This window comes from Streptomyces sp. ISL-94 (genome assembly GCF_018614075.1).
In the GTDB taxonomy this organism is placed as follows: domain Bacteria; phylum Actinomycetota; class Actinomycetes; order Streptomycetales; family Streptomycetaceae; genus Streptomyces.
Window position 1 is genome coordinate 31395 of sequence record NZ_JAGGOZ010000045.1, and the last position, 16480, is coordinate 47874.

Below are 16480 nucleotides of genomic sequence, written 5' to 3' on the forward strand. Positions count from 1 at the left end.
GCAGACTAGAACACGTTCCAATCTGACGGAAGGTCAGATGGGAACGTGTTCTTCGGGATGCCGCGCCGGATCAGCGGGTCGCGGCCTTCAGCGCGGCCCGGGCGACCTCCTTCGCCTTGGTCTCGCAGGCGACCTTGGTGTACGGATGGCCTTGGAGGCCCACCCAGACGGAGAGATTGCCCTCGCGGACGGCGAGGGCACAGGTCAAGTCGGGACCGGCAGAGCCCCAATAGGCCTCAGTGCCGAACCCGAGGTGGGGCGCCTCGCGCTGACCGGCCGCCTCCAGTCGGAAACGCTCCCTCTGCGTACCCGCGTTGGCGTCCGCGTCCCCGCCGAGGCTCAGGTCCCACCGGACGAGCGCGGCCGGCGACGCGCCGAAGGGGAGCCCGTCCCAGTTACAGCCCGCCCGCACGCCCTCGGGGGTCTCGGACCGGGTGTCGCGGGTCGTCGACCGCATGACCAGAGGCAGTTGCACCACCTGACAGGTCGGGACGGCCTTGTAGGCGACGGGCGCCATGACCCGGTCCCGTACGTACAGCGCGACCCCGGTACCGGCCACGAGCAGCACACCGGCCGCCGCCAGGGTCACGATCCGACGCGGAGCGCGCCACGGGCTGCGGAGGCGGGGGGTGTCCGGGGGGACGGTCGGGGCGGGCGGGACGGACGGGATCCGCGGGACGCGCACAGGGCCCGCCTCCGTGTCCGCCGTGGCGGGAACCTTCCGCGGTGCGGGTGCGGAGGCGGGGAGGGGAGCCGGGCGGCCGGGCGGTGCCGACGGCTCGGTCGGGCCGTGGCCGTGGCCGTGGCCGTCTGAGGGGCCGCCCTCCGCGGGTCCGGGGCCGTGGCCGTGGCCGTCGCCGTGGCCGTCGCCGTGGCCGTGGCCGTGGCCGTGGCCGTGGCCGTCGCCGTGGCCGTCGCCGTGGCCGTCGCCGTCTGAGGGGCCGCCCTCCGCGGGTCCGGGGCCGGGGCCGTGGCCGTCGCCGTGGCCGTCGCCGTCGCCGTGGCCGTCTGAGGGGCCGCCCTCCGCGGGTCCGGGGCCGGGGCCGTCGGCGGGGCCGTGGCCCTGCGCAGGACCGTCGCCGTCGGCCGGGCCGGCCGGGTGGGCCTGGCCTGGGCCGTCGAGCAGCCGGTCGATGGCCGACCGTTGCGCGGCGATCATCCCGTACACGGCGGACGGCCACTGCCGCCCCGCCGGAGGCACCGGGCCGATCAGCTCGCGCAGCCGCGCCGGGGACGGCCGGGCGGCCGGGTCCTTGGCCAGGCAGCCCGCGACGACCTCGCGCAGCCCCGCCGGAACGGCGCTCAGGTCGGGCTCGGCGTGCACCACGTCGTAGAGGGTCTGGAGGGTGGAGGATCCGGCGAACGGACTGCGGCCGGTCACCGCCATGGCCAGCACCGAGCCGAGCGAGAACACGTCGCTGGCGGGGGTGAGCGCCTTGCCTTCGGCCTGCTCGGGCGACATGTACGCGGGCGAGCCGACGACGAAGCCGGTCCGCGTCAGCCCGGTGTCGCCCTCGGCGCCCGGTTCCGTAGCCCGCGCGATGCCCAGGTCGATGACCCGTACGCCGTCCTCGGCGAGCAGCACGTTGTCGGGCTTGAGGTCCCGGTGCACCAGCCCCGCTCGGTGGATCTCCGCCAGGGCCGAGGCCAGCCCGGCCGCGAGGCGCCGTACGACGTCCTCCGGCAGCACCCCGACCGCCTCGACGACCGCGCCCATGGACGGCCCGGCCACGAACACCGAAGCCAGCCACGGCGTCGGGGCGTCCGCGTCGGCGTCGATCACCGCCGCCGTGTAGGCGCCGGACACCTTGCGCGAGGCCGCGACCTCGCGCCGGAACCGGGCCCGGAAGCCCTCGTCGTCGGCGAAGTGCGCGAGCACCTGCTTGACGGCGACGAGCCGCCCGTCCGGCCCGGCGGCCAGCAGCACCCGCCCCATACCGCCCTGCCCCAGCACGCCGAGCACGTCGAACGGCCCCACGCGCTTCGGTCCCGAGGGCCCCAGGTCTTCCATACCGCCCCGCCCACCTCTCCACTCCACTCGGCCCTCGCTCGCTCAGCGGGGCATGGCCGCCACTGCGGCGCGGGCGTTGGACGGCTTGAGGTCCCGGTGGATCAGCCCCCGCCCCGTACCTGGGTCAGGGCGTGCGCCGGCCCGGCCGCCAGCCGGCGCACCGACGGCTCGGGCAGCGGCCCGACGGCGTCCAGCGCCTGCCCGAGCGAGGGCGGGCGCACGAACTGCGAAGCCGGCCAAGGCCTGGGCTCGTCCGCATCGGCGTCCCTCACGGCCGCCGTACGCGAGGACCCGGAACGGCCCCCCGTGCGTCGGGCTGGACAGCCCTGTGCCCTGCATACGGCCCCGCCCCTCCCCCGGTACGGGGAGGGATCATACCGAGAGGGCCGTCACGAAGGTCGTGAACGCGGCGGGGCTCACGGTGAAGGCCGGGCCGTCGGGGTTCTTGGAATCCCGGACGGCGATGAGGCAGGGCTGGGCGGCGACCTCGACGCACTCGCCGCCGGTGGTTCCGCTGTAGGAGGACTTACGCCAGGCGGCGGCGCCGAGAGGGGCGCATTCGACGCAGTCTCCGCCGGTGTCAGAGCTGTACGAAGACTTACGCCATCGCGCGCCCGTCAGGTACTGGATGGTGTCCATAGCGCTCCTCCATTACACGGGCGATCCGTTCCGCCGAGTCCTTTACGGAGAGGGCGGCGGCCTGCAAGTGATCGTAACGGAGGGAACCTTCCCTGAGAGCCTGCGGGTTGGCCGTCATATGACCCTGGACGAAGTCCTCGGTGTAGACGAGGTCCGGGTCGTCATCGAACCTCAGCAAGTTGAAGCTGCCCGGCAGTCCCGCATGGGCCCCCGCCTCGAACGGCAGGATCTGCACCTTCACCCACTCCCGCCCCTGGAGGTCCAACAGGTGGGCGAGTTGGTTCCGCATGACCTCCCGGCCGCCGATCTCCTGGTGCAACACGGCCTCGCTCATGACCACCCACATCAGTGGCGGGTTCTCGCGGTCGAGGATCCGCTGCCGCTCCATTCGGGCGGCCACCTTCGCGTCGAGGTCCCCGTCGGTCCGCACTCCGAGCACGGCCCGCGCGTACGCCTTGGTCTGCAACAGCCCGTAGACCAGCTGCGCCTGGTAGCTGGAGATGTATGCCGCCTTCGCCTCCATCTCCGCGTACGCCTGAAACCACGTCGGCAGCTGGCTGCGCAGGACCAGGCCCACCAGCCGGGAGAACACCCCACCGGTGCCGAGCGCCGCGTCCACCCGCTCCGAGAAGTCCCGGGTCGGCACCTTCCTCGCCGTCTCGATCTGCCCGATCAGCGAGCCCGTGCAGAAGATGATGCCTCCCAGCGCTCCCTGCTTCAGCCTCGCTTCTTCCCTCAAGCGGCGGAGTTCGGAGCCGTAGTAATCCAGCGGCGATGCGCTGGGGTCGAGCTCGCGGATGTTGACCATGAGGCGGTCACCCCTCAAGTTCACGCCGTGCGGCGTTCGGTTCGGCCTGTAGCCGAGCGTAACCACGCCACTCCACGCTGGTGACATGAATCAGGCAACTGACCACTCTCCGTCGGAAATTGGCCGCAGCTACCGCATGGGCTTCACCGTGGGTGAGCACTCCGCCCGGCACATGCGGCGCATCCTGCGGATGTTCCTGGACCGCTGGGGCCTGCCCGGGCTGGCCGATGGCGCCGAGCTGGCGCTGACCGAGCTGGTCGCCAACGTCGTACGCCACGTGCCCGGGCGGGGCTGCGCGGTGCTGATCCTGCGGCAGCCGAACGGGCTGCGGGTCGAGGTGACGGACGGCTGCCCCGCCCACCCACGGGTAGCCCGCCCACGCAACGACGACGGGCTCACGGAGGAGGGGCGCGGGCTGCTCCTGGTCGAGGCCGTGACCGACCGCTGGGGCACGGATCCGACCCCGACGGGCAAGACGGTCTGGTTCGAGTGCGACGAGGCGTGACACGTCCCAAGCTGGTCCATCGGGCGAAACAGCCGCCCTGTCCGGTCCCATGAGCATGGCCGGGCGGCGCCGGCGGCGTTGGGACGGGCGGCCATGGGCTCACCTCGTTGCGTCCCGCATCGCGTCGGCGGCAGCCCCGGCGATCGCCGTCGGGCTCGCTTCCGCTCCCGCCGCCCAGGCAGGTCCCCTGATCCAGGCGATCTGCGCGGACGTCGACGGCTGACGGGGACGGGGCGGGTGGGTGGGGTTCGGGACGGGTCGGGACGGGACGGGCCCCAGCCTGGACCACTACCGGGCGGTAAGGCAGCATGGGGCCCGCCCGCACCCCGTTCCACCGCCGGAGACACCATGGCCGCCACGCCCAAGCCGGAGAGCCTCGCCGCATTCGAGGCCGCCAAGGGGTTCATGCCCGTACGGGAGGGCCTCGCCCTCTACGAGGCGGCGACGGCCGCGGCCGCGCTCGGGCTGCCGCTGCTGGAGGTCGGGACGTACTGCGGCCGCTCCACGATCCTGCTCGCCGACGCCGCCCGCGAGGCCGGGGTGGCGGCCATCACCGTGGACCACCACCGCGGCAGCGAGGAGCAGCAGCCCGGCTGGGAGTACCACGACCCGACTGTCGTGGACCCGGAGATCGGCCTGATGGACACGCTGCCCACCTTCCGCCGGACCCTCCACCGGGCCGGCCTCGAAGACCACGTGATCGCGATCGTCGGGCGCTCCCCGCAGGTCGCCGCCGCCTGGGGCGGCCCGCTCGGCCTGGTCTTCATCGACGGCGGCCACACCGATGAGCACGCCACCGGCGACTACGAGGGCTGGGCCCCGCACATCGCCCCCGGCGGGACGCTCGTCATTCACGACGTGTTCCCGGATCCGGCCGACGGCGGCCAGGCCCCGTACCGGATCTACCTGCGGGCCCTCGCCTCCGGCGCCTTCGAGGAGGTCTCGGTGACCGACTCCCTGCGCGTGCTGCGCCGCACCGGGTCCGGGATATAACGGCACTTACGAACATTCGCGGGCATTCGCACGCACTGGGCGGGCATATTTCGCACACTTCGCGGACATATAACCGATAAGCACACCACGCCCCCGGATGGCCCACGGTCCGTACCCTCCGGGGGCCCCCGGTCTAGCATCGCGGCGTGCGCAACGACGACAGCCCCCCACGCCCCGAAGCCGCCGCGTCGGCCGGGCCGGACCACCGGCCCTGGTTCACGCGCCGCTCCACCCTCGTCATCGCGGCCGCCGCGCTGGCTCCGACCGCCTTGGCCGGCTGGGTCCTGACCCAGGTACTGACCGGGGCCGGGCCGGACGGCCGCGACGCGAAACCGGCGGCCGCGCCGATCGCCGCCCCGGCAGCCTCGCCCGCCGCGGCCCCCGCCAAGGGCCCGCTCACCGGCCGGACCGTCGTCATCGACCCCGGCCACAACACGGGCAACTTCGACCACACCGACGAGATCGAGCGGCAGGTGGACATCGGCACGAACCGCAAGGAGTGCGACACCACCGGCACCACCACCAACTCCGGCTACATGGAGGCGGAGTTCACCATGGACGTGTCCGTGCGCGTACGGACCCTCCTGGAGGCCAAGGGCCTGAAGGTGGTTCTCACCCACGAGGCTGCCGACCGCGCCTGGGGCCCCTGCATCGACGAGCGCGCCCGTATCGGCAACGAGGCGAAGGCCGACGCCGTCGTCTCCGTCCACGCCGACGGCGTCTCCGCCGGCAACCGCGGCTTCCACATCATCCTCCCCGCCGAGGTCAAGGGGGGCGCCGCCGACACCGCGGCCATCGTCGAACCCTCCCGACAGCTCGGTGAGCGGATCGCCGGGAACTTCGCCCGGACCACCGGTTCGTCGCCCGCCAACTACCTCGGAAGCGGTACCGGTTTGGTGATCCGCGACGATCTCGGCGGACTGAACCTGTCAACTCGGCCCAAGGTCTTCATCGAATGCGGCAACATGCGTGACGCCAAGGACGCGGCGCAGCTGACGAGTCCGGCGTGGCGGCAGAAGGCGGCCCAGGGCATCGCGGACGGCATCGTCGGCTTCCTCGGCGGGTAGTCCAAGCGGGAGTCCCGCCGGGACTCCCGGTGGGACCGCCCGACGCCCCGATCCTCTCGGCCGCCGGAGACCTCCGTACGATGGTGCCGCCCGCCCCGCTGCGTGCATGCTCTGCGACCGCGGCACCACGAGACGACCGAGACCGAGAAGGACACCTAAGACGTGAACATCCGCTCCCTCACTCGAGGCGACGGCGTGGTGATCGGAGCAGCGGCACTGCTGTTCATCGCCTCGTTCCTCGATTTCTACTCCGCGACCGGCCTCGACCTGCCGAGCGTGTGGGACACCGACGTGTACCGTCTGGCGCTCCCCACGATCTTCCTGCTCGGTTTCATCGCGGCCGGTCTGCTCGTCGCGGCCCGATTCCAGCCGGAGGCCCGCAAGCTCGCGGGCCTGCCTCTGTCCGCGTGGGGGACGGTGCTCGCGGTCGCGGCCGCCTGGTCCTCCCTGTGGTCCCTGATCACCAGCCCGAGCGGCGCCGACCTCGGCGCGGGCTGCATCATCGCCTTCCTCGCCACGCTGGCCCTGGCCGGTGTGGCCGTCGCCGGCGCGAAGATCCCGGCGCTGGCCGGCCAGCTGGTGCCGGAGCCGAGGCCCGCCGCCGTCCCGCCGTACGGGGCCCAGCCCCAGCCGGGCGCCGGGTACGGGTACCCGGGCGGGCAGCAGCCGCAGCCCTACGGCGGCACCCCGCAGCCGGCCCCGCCGTACGGCGGCACGCCCACCCCGGCTCCGGGTCCGCAGGACACCCCGGCGCCCGCCCCGGCGGCGGACTTCTCCCCGTTCTGGTTCGCGGTCCCGGTGGCCCGCCCCCTCTTCGCCGAGGACGGCTCCTCCAGCCAGATCGCCGAACTCGCCCCCGGCACCTGGTACCTGGCCGTCGAGCAGCGCGGCCCGTCCGCCCTGGTCGCCCAGACCCAGGACGGCCGCCGCGGCGTCCTGAACGACACCTCGGGCATCCAGCGCGGCTGACCGGCGCGGAACGCACGCACGCACGCACAGGCGCACACACCCCGGCAGGCCGGGCGGAGACCTCTCCGCCCGGCCTGTCGGCGTGTCCGGCGTCGCCACGATGCCGGTTCGGCCTTCCGGGCAGAGTGCCGGTGCCCTACAGTCACCTGACGTACCGTCAGATATCGCGGCCAACGACCACGCCCACGACTCGGCATCGCGGAGGGGACCGTCCATGCGCCTGGGACTCGCACTCGGCTACTGGGGCCGCGGCCCCAACCCGGACCACCTCGACCTCGCCACCGAGGCCGAGAACCTCGGCTACGACTCGGTGTGGACCGCCGAGGCCTGGGGCTCGGACGCCTTCACCCCGCTGACCTGGATCGCCGCGCACACCTCCCGGATCCGTCTCGGCACCGCCATCGCGCAGATGGCCGCCCGTACCCCCACCGCGACCGCCATGCACGCCCTCACCCTGGACCACCTCTCCGGCGGCCGGATGATGCTGGGCCTGGGCCTGTCCGGCCCTCAGGTGGTGGAGGGCTGGTACGGGCGCCCGTTCCCCGCGAGCCCCCTCACCGCGACCCGCGAGTACGTGGACGTCATCCGCCAAGTGCTGCGCCGCGAGGGCCCGGTCGTCCTCGACGGCCGATTCCACCACCACCCGTACCGCGGCGAGGACGGCACCGGCATCGGCAAACCGCTGAAGCCCATCACCCACCCGCTCCGCGCGGACCTGCCGGTCCTGCTCGGCGCGGAGGGCCCCAAGAACATCGCCCAGACCACCCGCATCGCGGATGGCTGGCTCCCCCTCTACTGGTCGCCGACCCGCACGGACGTCTACCAGGCCTCGCTGTCCGAGCTCCCCGAGGGGTTCATGATCGCGCCGATGGCCCGGGCCAAGGTCTGCGACGACGTCGCGGAAGGCCTCCTCCCGGTCAAGGCGATGCTCGGCTTCTACATCGGCGGCATGGGGCACGCGGCCCGCAACTTCCACGCCGACCTCATGGCGCGCATGGGCTACGAGGAGGAGGCCCGGCGCATCCAGGAGCTGTTCCTCGCCGGGCGCAAGGAGGAGGCGGTCCTGGCCGTCCCGGACGCGTTCGCCGACGAGATCTCGCTGATCGGCCCCCGGGAGCGGATCGCGGAGCGCCTGGAACTGTGGCGCAAGGGCCCGGTCACCGACCTCCTCCTCACGGCCCCGGACCCGCACACCCTGCGCGTACTGGCGGAGCTCAACAGTTAGCTATGCCTGCGGCAGGACGGCCAGCAGCTCGCGCAGGTCCAGCGGCATGACGGCGATCTCGATGCTCCCGCCGCCCTCGTACGCGCAGGTGACGATGCGCGAGCCGGGGTTGATGGAGATCCCCTCCCGTACGGAGGGGGCCCGCACCCCGGTGGCCCGGCCCCCGGGGAGCGCCACGGGCGCGCCGCGCTGCGGGATCCAGCGGGGCGCGCCCTGGTCTTCGTACAGCCGGCCGGGACGCCAGCGGCCCTCGCCGGCGGGCCGGCGCGCCATGCCGGGGATCCCGGGCACGGGCACGGCGGCCCCCCGCGCGCGGTGCTTGCGGCGGACCAGCCAGCCGATCCCGGCGGCCCCTCCGGCGAGGAACACGTACTCGATCATCCGCCCATTGAAACAGCGGCAGCGGACAACCGCTGCTAGCCGCCCAGCTGGGAGACGCTCGGGACCTTGTCGGTCACCTCGGCGCCCGCGCTCTTGCCCGCGTCCTTGACGCCGCCGATGACGTTGCTGAAGGAGTCGATGTCGGCGTCGCCGGCGTCGCCCTTGCGGAGCTTGCTGCTGAGGCCCTTGAGGGACTCGATGCCCGCCGTCAGCGGGCCCATCGCCTTCGACAGGAGCGGGTCGCCCTTGGCGTTGTCGGCGGCGGCCTTGAGCCGGTTGTAGGCGAAGGCACCGGCGAGACCGGCCTTGATGAGCGCGAACGTGCGGCCCTTGGCGCCCTTCTTGAACTTGCCGGCGCGGTACGGCTTGACGATCCACTGGTACGTCGCCCCGGCCGCGAGCCCCGCGTTGGCGACGAAGCGCGTCTTGGCGAACTTCTGCCGCTCGGCGGAGGTGCTGGGCGAGGGCGTCGCGGCGGCCAGCTCATCGGCTTCGACGGCGGCGGGCTCGGCGGCCGCGAGGGCGGCCAGCTCCCCCATCGAGGCGGAGGACAGCTCCTCCCGCCGGCCGTCGCCGCCACCGCCGCTGCCGCATGCGGTGGCGCCGGCCAGCAGCGCGGTGGAGAGGACCACCGCCGTGAGGGCGCGGCGGATTCGGACGGTCGTGGGTACGGACACGGTTTCCTCCGGGGACTGAGGCGTCCCCCGCAGCCTCGCCCCGGCGCCGTGACTGCGCTACCGGGGGGACCCGTTCGGGTTTGCGGCGCGCCCGCGCGGCAAGACGCGTCACATGCGCACACACACCCGAGTACACGCCCGAGGAAGCGGAACCACCCAGGCAGGCCGGGCCGTCGCACTGGTGGCGGACGTGCTCGCCTTCGTGATCCTCCTGTGGATCCTGCTGTACCTGCTGGACGCCAACCGCGGTAACGAGCTGGTGGAGTTCATCCACGACACCGCCTCTTGGCTGGCCGGCTGGTCCTACGACCTGTTCACCTTCAGCCGCGAATGGGTGCAGGTGGTGGTCGGCTACGGCCTGGCGGCGGTGGTCTACGTCCTCCTCGGACACGCCGTCGCGGGCTGGCTGTACCGCCGCTGACCTGCCCTGAACAGCGCCAAAGGGGCCTTCCTCCACCGGGCGGTGGAGGAAGGCCCCTCTTACAGGGCTCAGCCGCAGCAGTCGGGCTCCAGCCCGGTCGGGAGCGAGGTCCCGCCGAACACCTCCGTGGTGGCTTCGTCGCCGCCGAGCGCCGCGACGGCGAGCAGCATGGATCCGGCGGTCCAGGTGGTCTGCTCGACCGGCCAGACCGACTCGTCCTCGAACACGTACCCCGTCCAGTACATGCCGTTGTCGGCGCGCAGGTGGGTGATCGAGCGCAGGATCTCCAGCGCCCGGTCCGACTCCCCCGTCGCCCACAGGGCGAGCGCCAGCTCGCAGGACTCGCCCCCCGTCACCCACGGGTTCGGCAGGACGCAGCGCACGCCCAGGTCCGGGACCACGAACTCGTCCCAGCGCTCCTCGATGCGCGCCTTCGCCTCGAGGCCGGTCAGGGCTCCGCCGAGGACCGGGTAGTACCAGTCCATCGAGTAGCGCGACTTGTCCAGGAACCGCTCGGGGTGGCGGCGTATCGCGTGGCGCAGGGCGCCTGCCGCGAGCTCCCAGTCGGGCTGCGGCTCCTCGCGGTGCTCGGCGATGGCCAGCGCGCAGCGCAGGGCCTGGTGGATGGAGGAGGAGCCGGTCAGCAGGGCGTCCGTGACGGCCGCGCCGTCCGCCTCCCGCTTCCAGCCGATCTCCCCGCCCGGCTGCTGCAGCCCGAGGACGAACTCCACGGCCGCGTACACCACCGGCCACATGCGGTCCACGAAGGTGTCGTCGCCGGTCGCCAGGTAATGGTGCCAGACCCCGACCGCGACGTACGCGACGAAGTTGGTCTCCCGCCCCGTGTCCTGCGGCTCGGCGGTGTCCACCCCGTCCGCCCGGTCGGCGTAGGCCGCGTACCAGGAGCCGTCCTGGTTCTGGTGGGCCGCGAGCCACTCGTATGCCTTCTCGGCGGCCGCGTGCTCCCCGGCCGCGTCCAGCGCCATCGCGGCCTCGGTGTGGTCCCACGGGTCGAGGTGGTGGCCGCGGAACCACGGTATGGCCCCGTCGGGCCGCTGCGCGGCCAGGATCCCGGCGACCGTCTCGGCGGCCTGCTCGGCGGTCAGCACCCCGTTCAGGACGAGGTGTTCGGGTGCGGTGCGCTCCGGCGAGCTCACTGGGCGGAGCCCGCGTTGCCTGCGGAGCCGGCTGCGTCGACGGGGAGGTGGGGCTTGGTCGCGTACGCCACGAAGCTCTTGCCTATGACCGGGTTCAGGGCCTGCTCTGCGAGGCGGGTGAGCGCGGGCTTCTTCATGATGTCCCAGACCAGGAGCTTGTGGTACGCCTTGACGGGCAGCGCCTTGTCGTTGTCCACGCCGAAGGCGCACTTGAGCCACCAGTACGGGGAGTGCAGCCCGTGCGCGTGGTGCGTGCCGTACGGCTTGAGGCCGGCGGCCTCCATCTTGCCGAGCAGCTCGTCCGCCTTGTAGATGCGGATGTGGCCGCCCTCGACCTCGTGGTACGCGTCGGAGAGCGCCCAGCAGATCTTCTCCGGGCCGTAGCGCGGCACGGTGATGGCGATGCGGCCGCCCGGCTTGAGGACGCGGACCATCTCGGCGAGCACGCCCTTGTCGTCGGGGATGTGCTCCATCACCTCGGAGATGATGACGACGTCGAAGGACTCGTCGGGGAAGGGCAGGGCGAGCGCGTCGCCCTCCATGGCGGTGGCGGTGGCGCCGGCCGGGGCCTCGCCGGCCTCCTTCATGGCCGCGAACCACTTGGCGACCTCGCGGATCTCCTCGCCGTTGCGGTCGACGGCGACCACCTGGGCGCCTCGCCGGTAGCACTCGAAGGCGTGCCGGCCTGCGCCGCAGCCCAGATCGAGTACGCGGTCGCCTGCGGCGAGCGGGAACCGGGAGAAATCGACGGTCAGCACGGGGTCCTGCCTTCGCGGTCACGGGGGTGTCGGGGGGTGCACATGAGCTGGCGTGGGGGGCGTGGGGGGCGCGGGTGAGGGGAGGTCACCGCGCGCGGCGGGTACGGGCAGCTGCCTGCGCGAGGGCGGCGCGGTAGTGCGCGGCGGTGGCCTCGGCGGCCTTGGCCCAGGTGAAGCGGGCCAGGACCCGTTCGCGGCCGGCGGCGCCGAGGCGGGCCCGCAGCTCCGGGTCGCCCAGCATCCGGCCCAGGGCCGCGGCCAGTGCGCCCGCGTCGCCGGGGGGCACCGCGAGGCAGGTCTCGCCGTCGGGGCCGGAGACCTCGGGGATCGCGCCGCCGGTGGTGGCGACGAGCGGGGTGCCGGTGGCCATGGCCTCGGCGGCGGGGAGCGAGAAGCCTTCGTAGAGGGAGGGCACGCAGGCGACCTGCGCGCTGCGCACGAGGTCGACGAGTTCGGCGTCGGTGATGCCCTTGACGAAGCGGACGGCGTCCTGGAGGCCGTACGAGGCGATGGCGCGGGCGACCGGCCCCTCCTCGGCTCGCTTGCCGACGACGACGAGGTGGGCCTCGGGCTGTTCGGTGCGCAGCTTGGCGAGGGCCTCCACGAGGTGCACGAGGCCCTTGAGCGGGACGTCGGCGCTGGAGGTGGTGACGATGCGGCCCGGGACCTCGGCGACGGAGGGGTCGGGCGACCACAGGTCCGTGTCGGCGCCGATGTGGACGACGTGGATGCGGCCGGCCTGGACGCCCAGGTGCTGGGCGATCTCCTGCTTGGAGGAACCGGAGACGGTGAGGACGGAGGGGAGCCGGCGGGCGACGCGCCCCTGCATGCGGGTGAAGGCGTACCAGCGGCGTACGGAGACCCGCTTCTTGCGGTCCTTCGCGGCGGCGAGGTCGAGTTGGCGGTCGACGGTGATGGGGTGGTGGATCGTGGTGACCAGCGGGGCGCCGAGGTCGCCGAGGAGTCCGTAGCCGAGGGTCTGGTTGTCGTGGATGACGTCGAACTCACCGGCGCGGGCGGCGAGGTGCCGGCGGGCACGGAGCGAGAACGTCAGCGGCTCGGGGAATCCGCCGGTCACCATGGTGGCGACCTCGAGGGCGTCGATCCAGTCCCGGTACTCGTCGCGCTTGGGGGTGCGGAAGGGGTCGGGGTGGCGGTAGAGGTCGAGGCTCGGGAGCTCGGTGAGCGAGGCGCCGGTGTCGAGGACCGGGTAGGGCTGCGCGCCGATGACCTCGACGGAGTGCCCGAGGCGGACGAGCTCGCGCGAGAGGTGGCGGACGTAGACGCCCTGGCCACCGCAGAACGGGTTCCCCTTATAGGTGAGGAGTGCGATACGCAGCGGGCGGTCGCCGTCGGTGGCGGAACCCGTGAAAGGGCTCTTCACCATGGCCTCAGCGGTCACTCTCGGCCCCCATCTCCCTGCACTTTCGCCGGAGCGTAACCGCTCGCATAATGTAGAACAAGTTTCAGACTTGATCCGTCGAAGACCATTGAATCTACCGGCCGGAAACCACACCGTAAGAGGCGGAGCAGGTGATTCGCGCCACGGCTGCGGCGCCTGCGATGCTGATCCCGGACCGGCCCGGAATCAGCTCCGCCGCACGCCCCCCGCACGCCCCCTGCAACTCCCTCGCAGAACCGCCACCGCAACGACACGGAACGCCATGGAACGGGACAGATGACAGCGGAAGCGAAAGCCGTCAGCACGGTCACCACACCGGCGTCCCCTCCCCTGACGGAACGCCAGGAGGCGCGCCGCCGCCGGATCCTGCACGCCAGCGCCCAGCTGGCCAGCCGGGGCGGCTTCGACGCCGTCCAGATGCGGGAGGTGGCGGAGGCCGCCGGCGTCGCCCTCGGCACGCTGTACCGGTACTTCCCGTCCAAGGTGCACCTGCTGGTGGCCACCATGCAGGACCAGCTCCAGCACATGCACACCACGCTGCGCAAGCGCCCGCCGGCCGGCGACGACCCGGCGGCGCGGGTGGCGGAGACCCTGATGCGGGCCTTCCGGGCCCTCCAGCGGGAACCGCACCTGGCGGACGCGATGGTCCGGGCGCTGACGTTCGCGGACCGCAGCGTGAGCCCGGAGGTGGACACGGTCTCCCGGCTGACCACGGCGATCATCCTGGACGCGATGGGCCTGGAGGCCCCCCCGACGGCGGAGCAGCTCTCGGCGGTCCGGGTCATCGAGCACACCTGGCACTCGGCGCTGATCACCTGGCTCTCGGGGCGCGCCTCGATCGCCCAGGTCAAGATCGACATCGAGACCGTCTGCCGCCTGATCGACTTGACGGCCCCGGAAAAGTCCTGAAGCCGCCGGTACGGGGCTACGGGGGGCGGGGGCTTCGAGGCGTCACTCCGGGGCGGGGCATGTTCCGGGTCGGGGCGGCTCTACCTGCGCGAAACAGCGGTGAGAGGTCCATCGGGAGCCCGAGACGCATCAGATCGCTACGCGCTTCGCACGGCTTGGCGTCCGACGGCCGTCTGGGGTTGGCCTCACGCCGGTCGGAGGTGGACCCGACCCGCACCGGACAGCGGCGCGAAGCCCACCCGGAGCCGCAGGCGCGTCAGATCGCTACGCGCTTCGCACGGCTTGGCGTCCGACCGCCGCCTGGAGCTGATCTCGTTTAGGCCCACCCAGTCTGTTCATCGGCTCGTGGCCGCCCATCCCACGGGCGAAACAGGTGCCTCGTCGCGTGCGTGATCGCGTGCGTGCGGAATGAGGCACCCACCTCCGGATGGTCAGCCGAGCGCGTTCTCGATCGCCTCGAAGATGTCGGCGTCGGTCTCCTGCTGCCAGGTCGGAAGATCCGGCCAGTCTGCGACGTAGCCCGGCTTGGGGTCTCCGAAGTGCTTGAACATCTGGGCCGTCCAGCATGTGGCGACGAACCGGCTCTTCTGCTCACGCGACAGTCTTGACGCCTGACCACCGCTGATCTCGATGAACTGGCGGACTTGCTCGTACACCGAACCGGCGGCCTCTCGCTCCCACTCTGGTGTGTCGTCCCAGGGCGTGATGTAGCCGGTCTTCGGTTCGCCCGGGAAGTGCTCCTTCACACCAGTGATCCACGTTTCCCGGAACAGACGTGCGCCTTCGGTCTGCGACATGGCTACCCCTCTCATCGGACTGCGTTCAACGCACCGATTTCGGCCCCCAGTTCGGCGATGCGCCGGTCCTGCGACAGCGGGCCGAACCCTTCTCGTAGATCCTGGAGTCTACGGGCGACGTATCCGGACGATGTCTGTCCGGCCAGGGCCAGAGCCTGTCGGCCGAAGGTGAGCACTTGGTCTGCATCGCCGCGCTGGGCACCGATCGAAGCAAGATCGGCCAGGACGGCGCCCCGGCGGCGCAGCGACTGCCCGGCGGACAGGGCGTCCTGGCCCAGTGCGTTTATGAGCGTGTGTTCGGCCAGGTCGAGCCGCCCCAGCTTCGCGTACCGCGACCCGCGCTCTTCGGCCAACCGTGACCCGTCGAATCGGAGCCATCCGCCGTTGTTGCTCTCGCCGCTCAGGTCCCGTACCCGCTCCGCCCGGTCGAGTGCCCGTTCGCATGCGGTCAGGTCACCGAGTCCCGCGTACGCCTCCGCCTGGACCGACGCGACCCAATGGCGGGTGGACAGCTGCCTGTCTCCTCGGTCGGCCACCCTCTCCGCTGCTGACAAGATCTGCGCGGCCTCGCGATACCGCCGCTCGGACATATCCAGGTACGCGTGCCGGACGAGCGCGCACGCCCACAGGTCGTAGGCTCCTGCCTCCTTGCCGGCAGATGCGGCAAGCGAGTACGAGGCGGCTGCGTCCGTGTACCTGTTGTTGTCGAACGCAAGCTCGCCGGCCAACTGGAAGAGATCCGCGGCCACGCTGCACAGGCTCCTGGAGCCCCGCTGCGGGCTCCCGTCCAAGGTGGCGTTCAACGCGGAGAGCTGGTTCCGTACGACCGGGTAGACGGAGCCCTTGGTCTGGGCGAGTAGTTGAAGTGCTCTCCCGGCTGAAGCCGGGAGGTTCCTGCTTACCTTGCGGTAGCGGGCTTGACGCGCTTGGCACGCCTGACGACTGCCCTCCCGGCAGCCGGGATGAGCGCGTGGCCCATCCGGTACAGATGCAACACGTTCCGGGCCGCGTTCCAGTCGGCGTTGCCCGACCAGCCGCAGTCCGGGTTCTTGCACACGAACACGGCCTGGGACTCCCGGCTCCCGGCGCCGGACCCCGAACGGTCGGCTTCGCCACGGCCACGAGAGGTCGGTCCGGTGATCCGGGGCCTGGGTGACGGCGAGCCGCGGGTGCTCATGACCGTGCGGGTGTCGCGGGATTCAGGGCGGACGTGGGGGCAGGAATCCGCGGTGCGTGAGGGCGATCCGGTGGTGGTGCTGCCGAACCCGCACATGTATCCGCCGTGCGGCTGCGTGCGATGTACGGGGCGGCGGACGGTCGCGGCACGGTCGCTGCGGTCGTCTTCGTGAGGGATCGATTCGACTCTGAGGAGGCTGGCATGGGTTGGGGAACCGGCAAGGGTGGCGGCGGGAGCGATGGGAAGCACTCGGGGAAGAAGGATCCGGGTACGGCCAAGCCGTCCCCGGATACGGCGCAGCCGAAGCCTGACCCGAAGCACAAGGGGAAGTAGGCGTACGCGGATGGTGAGCAGCGGAGGAGCCGAGCCGGCTGCCATGCGGGGCCTGCTCGGCGTGATGGAGGAAGGTCTCGGGGCGCCCTTGGCTGCGGTCTGGGAGCGCGCTTATTGGGGAGTTGCCCGGCACGCCTTCCTGCCCGGGAGGGTGTGGATCGGGGATGGCCTGGCGGAGTGTTCCCGGGATGCGGCGCCCGATACCTGGTTGCGTCATGCCTACGCCGACACCCCGGTGGTCACCCAGGTCA

At 72.2% G+C, this 16480-nt stretch carries 18 protein-coding genes and 1 pseudogene; 7 read left to right on the top strand and 12 right to left on the bottom strand.

The window, feature by feature from the left end:
• Positions 1-70: 70 nt before the first annotated feature.
• The 4 genes from J7E94_RS16505 to J7E94_RS16520 form a co-directional block, all read right to left on the bottom strand.
• The gene (locus tag J7E94_RS16505; protein WP_215016178.1) at positions 71-2011 is read right to left on the bottom strand and encodes a serine/threonine-protein kinase; all 1941 of its coding nucleotides are present in this window, start codon (positions 2009-2011) and stop codon (positions 71-73) included.
• A gap of 101 nt (positions 2012-2112) precedes the next feature.
• Complete coding sequence (locus tag J7E94_RS16510; protein WP_215016179.1) at positions 2113-2283, bottom strand: hypothetical protein; 171 nt, start codon at positions 2281-2283, stop codon at positions 2113-2115.
• A gap of 100 nt (positions 2284-2383) precedes the next feature.
• Positions 2384-2650 carry a DUF397 domain-containing protein gene (locus J7E94_RS16515; protein WP_215016180.1) on the bottom strand — a complete coding sequence of 89 codons (267 nt, stop codon included), beginning with the start codon at positions 2648-2650 and terminating at the stop codon, positions 2384-2386.
• Positions 2610-3458, bottom strand: coding sequence for a helix-turn-helix transcriptional regulator (locus J7E94_RS16520; protein ID WP_215016222.1), 849 nt, complete (start codon positions 3456-3458; stop codon positions 2610-2612). Before J7E94_RS16520 ends, J7E94_RS16515 begins: the two co-directional genes overlap by 41 nt.
• Positions 3459-3543: 85 nt before the next feature.
• Between J7E94_RS16520 and J7E94_RS16525 the strand changes: the two genes are divergently transcribed.
• From J7E94_RS16525 to J7E94_RS16545, 5 genes are all read left to right on the top strand, one after another.
• Positions 3544-3963 (top strand): ATP-binding protein, encoded by a 420-nt coding sequence (locus J7E94_RS16525; protein ID WP_251056754.1) that lies wholly within the window; start codon positions 3544-3546, stop codon positions 3961-3963.
• A gap of 348 nt (positions 3964-4311) precedes the next feature.
• On the top strand, positions 4312-4956 hold the full coding sequence (locus J7E94_RS16530) for a class I SAM-dependent methyltransferase (protein WP_215016181.1): 645 nt from the start codon (positions 4312-4314) through the stop codon (positions 4954-4956).
• A 146-nt stretch (positions 4957-5102) separates the two neighbouring features.
• Positions 5103-6023, top strand: a complete 921-nt coding sequence (locus J7E94_RS16535; RefSeq protein ID WP_215016182.1) for an N-acetylmuramoyl-L-alanine amidase — start codon at positions 5103-5105, stop codon at positions 6021-6023.
• 162 nt (positions 6024-6185) lie between these two features.
• Entirely contained in the window at positions 6186-6992 is an 807-nt protein-coding gene (locus J7E94_RS16540; protein WP_215016183.1) for a DUF5336 domain-containing protein, read from the top strand.
• A gap of 214 nt (positions 6993-7206) precedes the next feature.
• Positions 7207-8217: an LLM class F420-dependent oxidoreductase gene (locus tag J7E94_RS16545; protein WP_215016185.1), complete on the top strand. Its 1011-nt coding sequence runs from the start codon at positions 7207-7209 to the stop codon at positions 8215-8217.
• On the opposite strand, the gene J7E94_RS16550 is transcribed toward J7E94_RS16545, so the two are convergent.
• Both J7E94_RS16550 and J7E94_RS16555 read right to left on the bottom strand, forming a co-directional pair.
• Complete coding sequence (locus tag J7E94_RS16550; protein WP_215016186.1) at positions 8218-8598, bottom strand: hypothetical protein; 381 nt, start codon at positions 8596-8598, stop codon at positions 8218-8220.
• A gap of 35 nt (positions 8599-8633) precedes the next feature.
• The gene (locus J7E94_RS16555; protein ID WP_215016224.1) at positions 8634-9209 is read right to left on the bottom strand and encodes a hypothetical protein; all 576 of its coding nucleotides are present in this window, start codon (positions 9207-9209) and stop codon (positions 8634-8636) included.
• Between the two features lie 178 nt (positions 9210-9387).
• On the opposite strand from J7E94_RS16555, the gene J7E94_RS16560 reads away from it, so the two are divergent.
• Entirely contained in the window at positions 9388-9696 is a 309-nt protein-coding gene (locus J7E94_RS16560) for a hypothetical protein (RefSeq protein WP_215016187.1), read from the top strand.
• 68 nt (positions 9697-9764) lie between these two features.
• Here the strand turns inward: J7E94_RS16560 and J7E94_RS16565 are convergent, their stop codons facing one another.
• From J7E94_RS16565 to J7E94_RS16575, 3 genes are all read right to left on the bottom strand, one after another.
• On the bottom strand, positions 9765-10853 hold the full coding sequence (locus J7E94_RS16565) for a prenyltransferase (RefSeq protein ID WP_215016188.1): 1089 nt from the start codon (positions 10851-10853) through the stop codon (positions 9765-9767).
• Positions 10850-11611, bottom strand: coding sequence for a class I SAM-dependent methyltransferase (locus J7E94_RS16570; RefSeq protein ID WP_215016189.1), 762 nt, complete (start codon positions 11609-11611; stop codon positions 10850-10852). Before J7E94_RS16570 ends, J7E94_RS16565 begins: the two co-directional genes overlap by 4 nt.
• An 85-nt stretch (positions 11612-11696) precedes the next feature.
• Positions 11697-13013: a glycosyltransferase family 4 protein gene (locus J7E94_RS16575; RefSeq protein ID WP_215016190.1), complete on the bottom strand. Its 1317-nt coding sequence runs from the start codon at positions 13011-13013 to the stop codon at positions 11697-11699.
• A 276-nt stretch (positions 13014-13289) separates the two neighbouring features.
• On the opposite strand from J7E94_RS16575, the gene J7E94_RS16580 reads away from it, so the two are divergent.
• Complete coding sequence (locus J7E94_RS16580; RefSeq protein WP_215016191.1) at positions 13290-13922, top strand: TetR family transcriptional regulator; 633 nt, start codon at positions 13290-13292, stop codon at positions 13920-13922.
• Positions 13923-14353: 431 nt separating this feature from the next.
• On the opposite strand, the gene J7E94_RS16585 is transcribed toward J7E94_RS16580, so the two are convergent.
• The 3 genes and pseudogenes from J7E94_RS16585 to J7E94_RS34605 all read right to left on the bottom strand — a co-directional run.
• Positions 14354-14719: a hypothetical protein gene (locus tag J7E94_RS16585; RefSeq protein WP_215016193.1), complete on the bottom strand. Its 366-nt coding sequence runs from the start codon at positions 14717-14719 to the stop codon at positions 14354-14356.
• A gap of 11 nt (positions 14720-14730) precedes the next feature.
• Positions 14731-15468 (bottom strand): transcriptional regulator, encoded by a 738-nt coding sequence (locus tag J7E94_RS16590; RefSeq protein WP_215016195.1) that lies wholly within the window; start codon positions 15466-15468, stop codon positions 14731-14733.
• A gap of 149 nt (positions 15469-15617) precedes the next feature.
• Positions 15618-15803 (bottom strand): annotated as a pseudogene (locus J7E94_RS34605) (RNA-guided endonuclease TnpB family protein); the annotation flags it as partial.
• Positions 15804-16480: the final 677 nt, after the last annotated feature.

Coding starts and splice junctions, on each gene's coding strand:
- J7E94_RS16505 (WP_215016178.1), bottom strand. CDS start 2,011: ATGGAAGACCTGGGGCCCTCGGGACCGAAGCGCGTGGGGCCGTTCGAC.
- J7E94_RS16515 (WP_215016180.1), bottom strand. CDS start 2,650: ATGGACACCATCCAGTACCTGACGGGCGCGCGATGGCGTAAGTCTTCG.
- J7E94_RS16520 (WP_215016222.1), bottom strand. CDS start 3,458: ATGGTCAACATCCGCGAGCTCGACCCCAGCGCATCGCCGCTGGATTAC.
- J7E94_RS16525 (WP_251056754.1), top strand. CDS start 3,544: ATGAATCAGGCAACTGACCACTCTCCGTCGGAAATTGGCCGCAGCTAC.
- J7E94_RS16530 (WP_215016181.1), top strand. CDS start 4,312: ATGGCCGCCACGCCCAAGCCGGAGAGCCTCGCCGCATTCGAGGCCGCC.
- J7E94_RS16545 (WP_215016185.1), top strand. CDS start 7,207: ATGCGCCTGGGACTCGCACTCGGCTACTGGGGCCGCGGCCCCAACCCG.
- J7E94_RS16550 (WP_215016186.1), bottom strand. CDS start 8,598: ATGATCGAGTACGTGTTCCTCGCCGGAGGGGCCGCCGGGATCGGCTGG.
- J7E94_RS16560 (WP_215016187.1), top strand. CDS start 9,388: ATGCGCACACACACCCGAGTACACGCCCGAGGAAGCGGAACCACCCAG.
- J7E94_RS16580 (WP_215016191.1), top strand. CDS start 13,290: ATGACAGCGGAAGCGAAAGCCGTCAGCACGGTCACCACACCGGCGTCC.
- J7E94_RS16585 (WP_215016193.1), bottom strand. CDS start 14,719: ATGTCGCAGACCGAAGGCGCACGTCTGTTCCGGGAAACGTGGATCACT.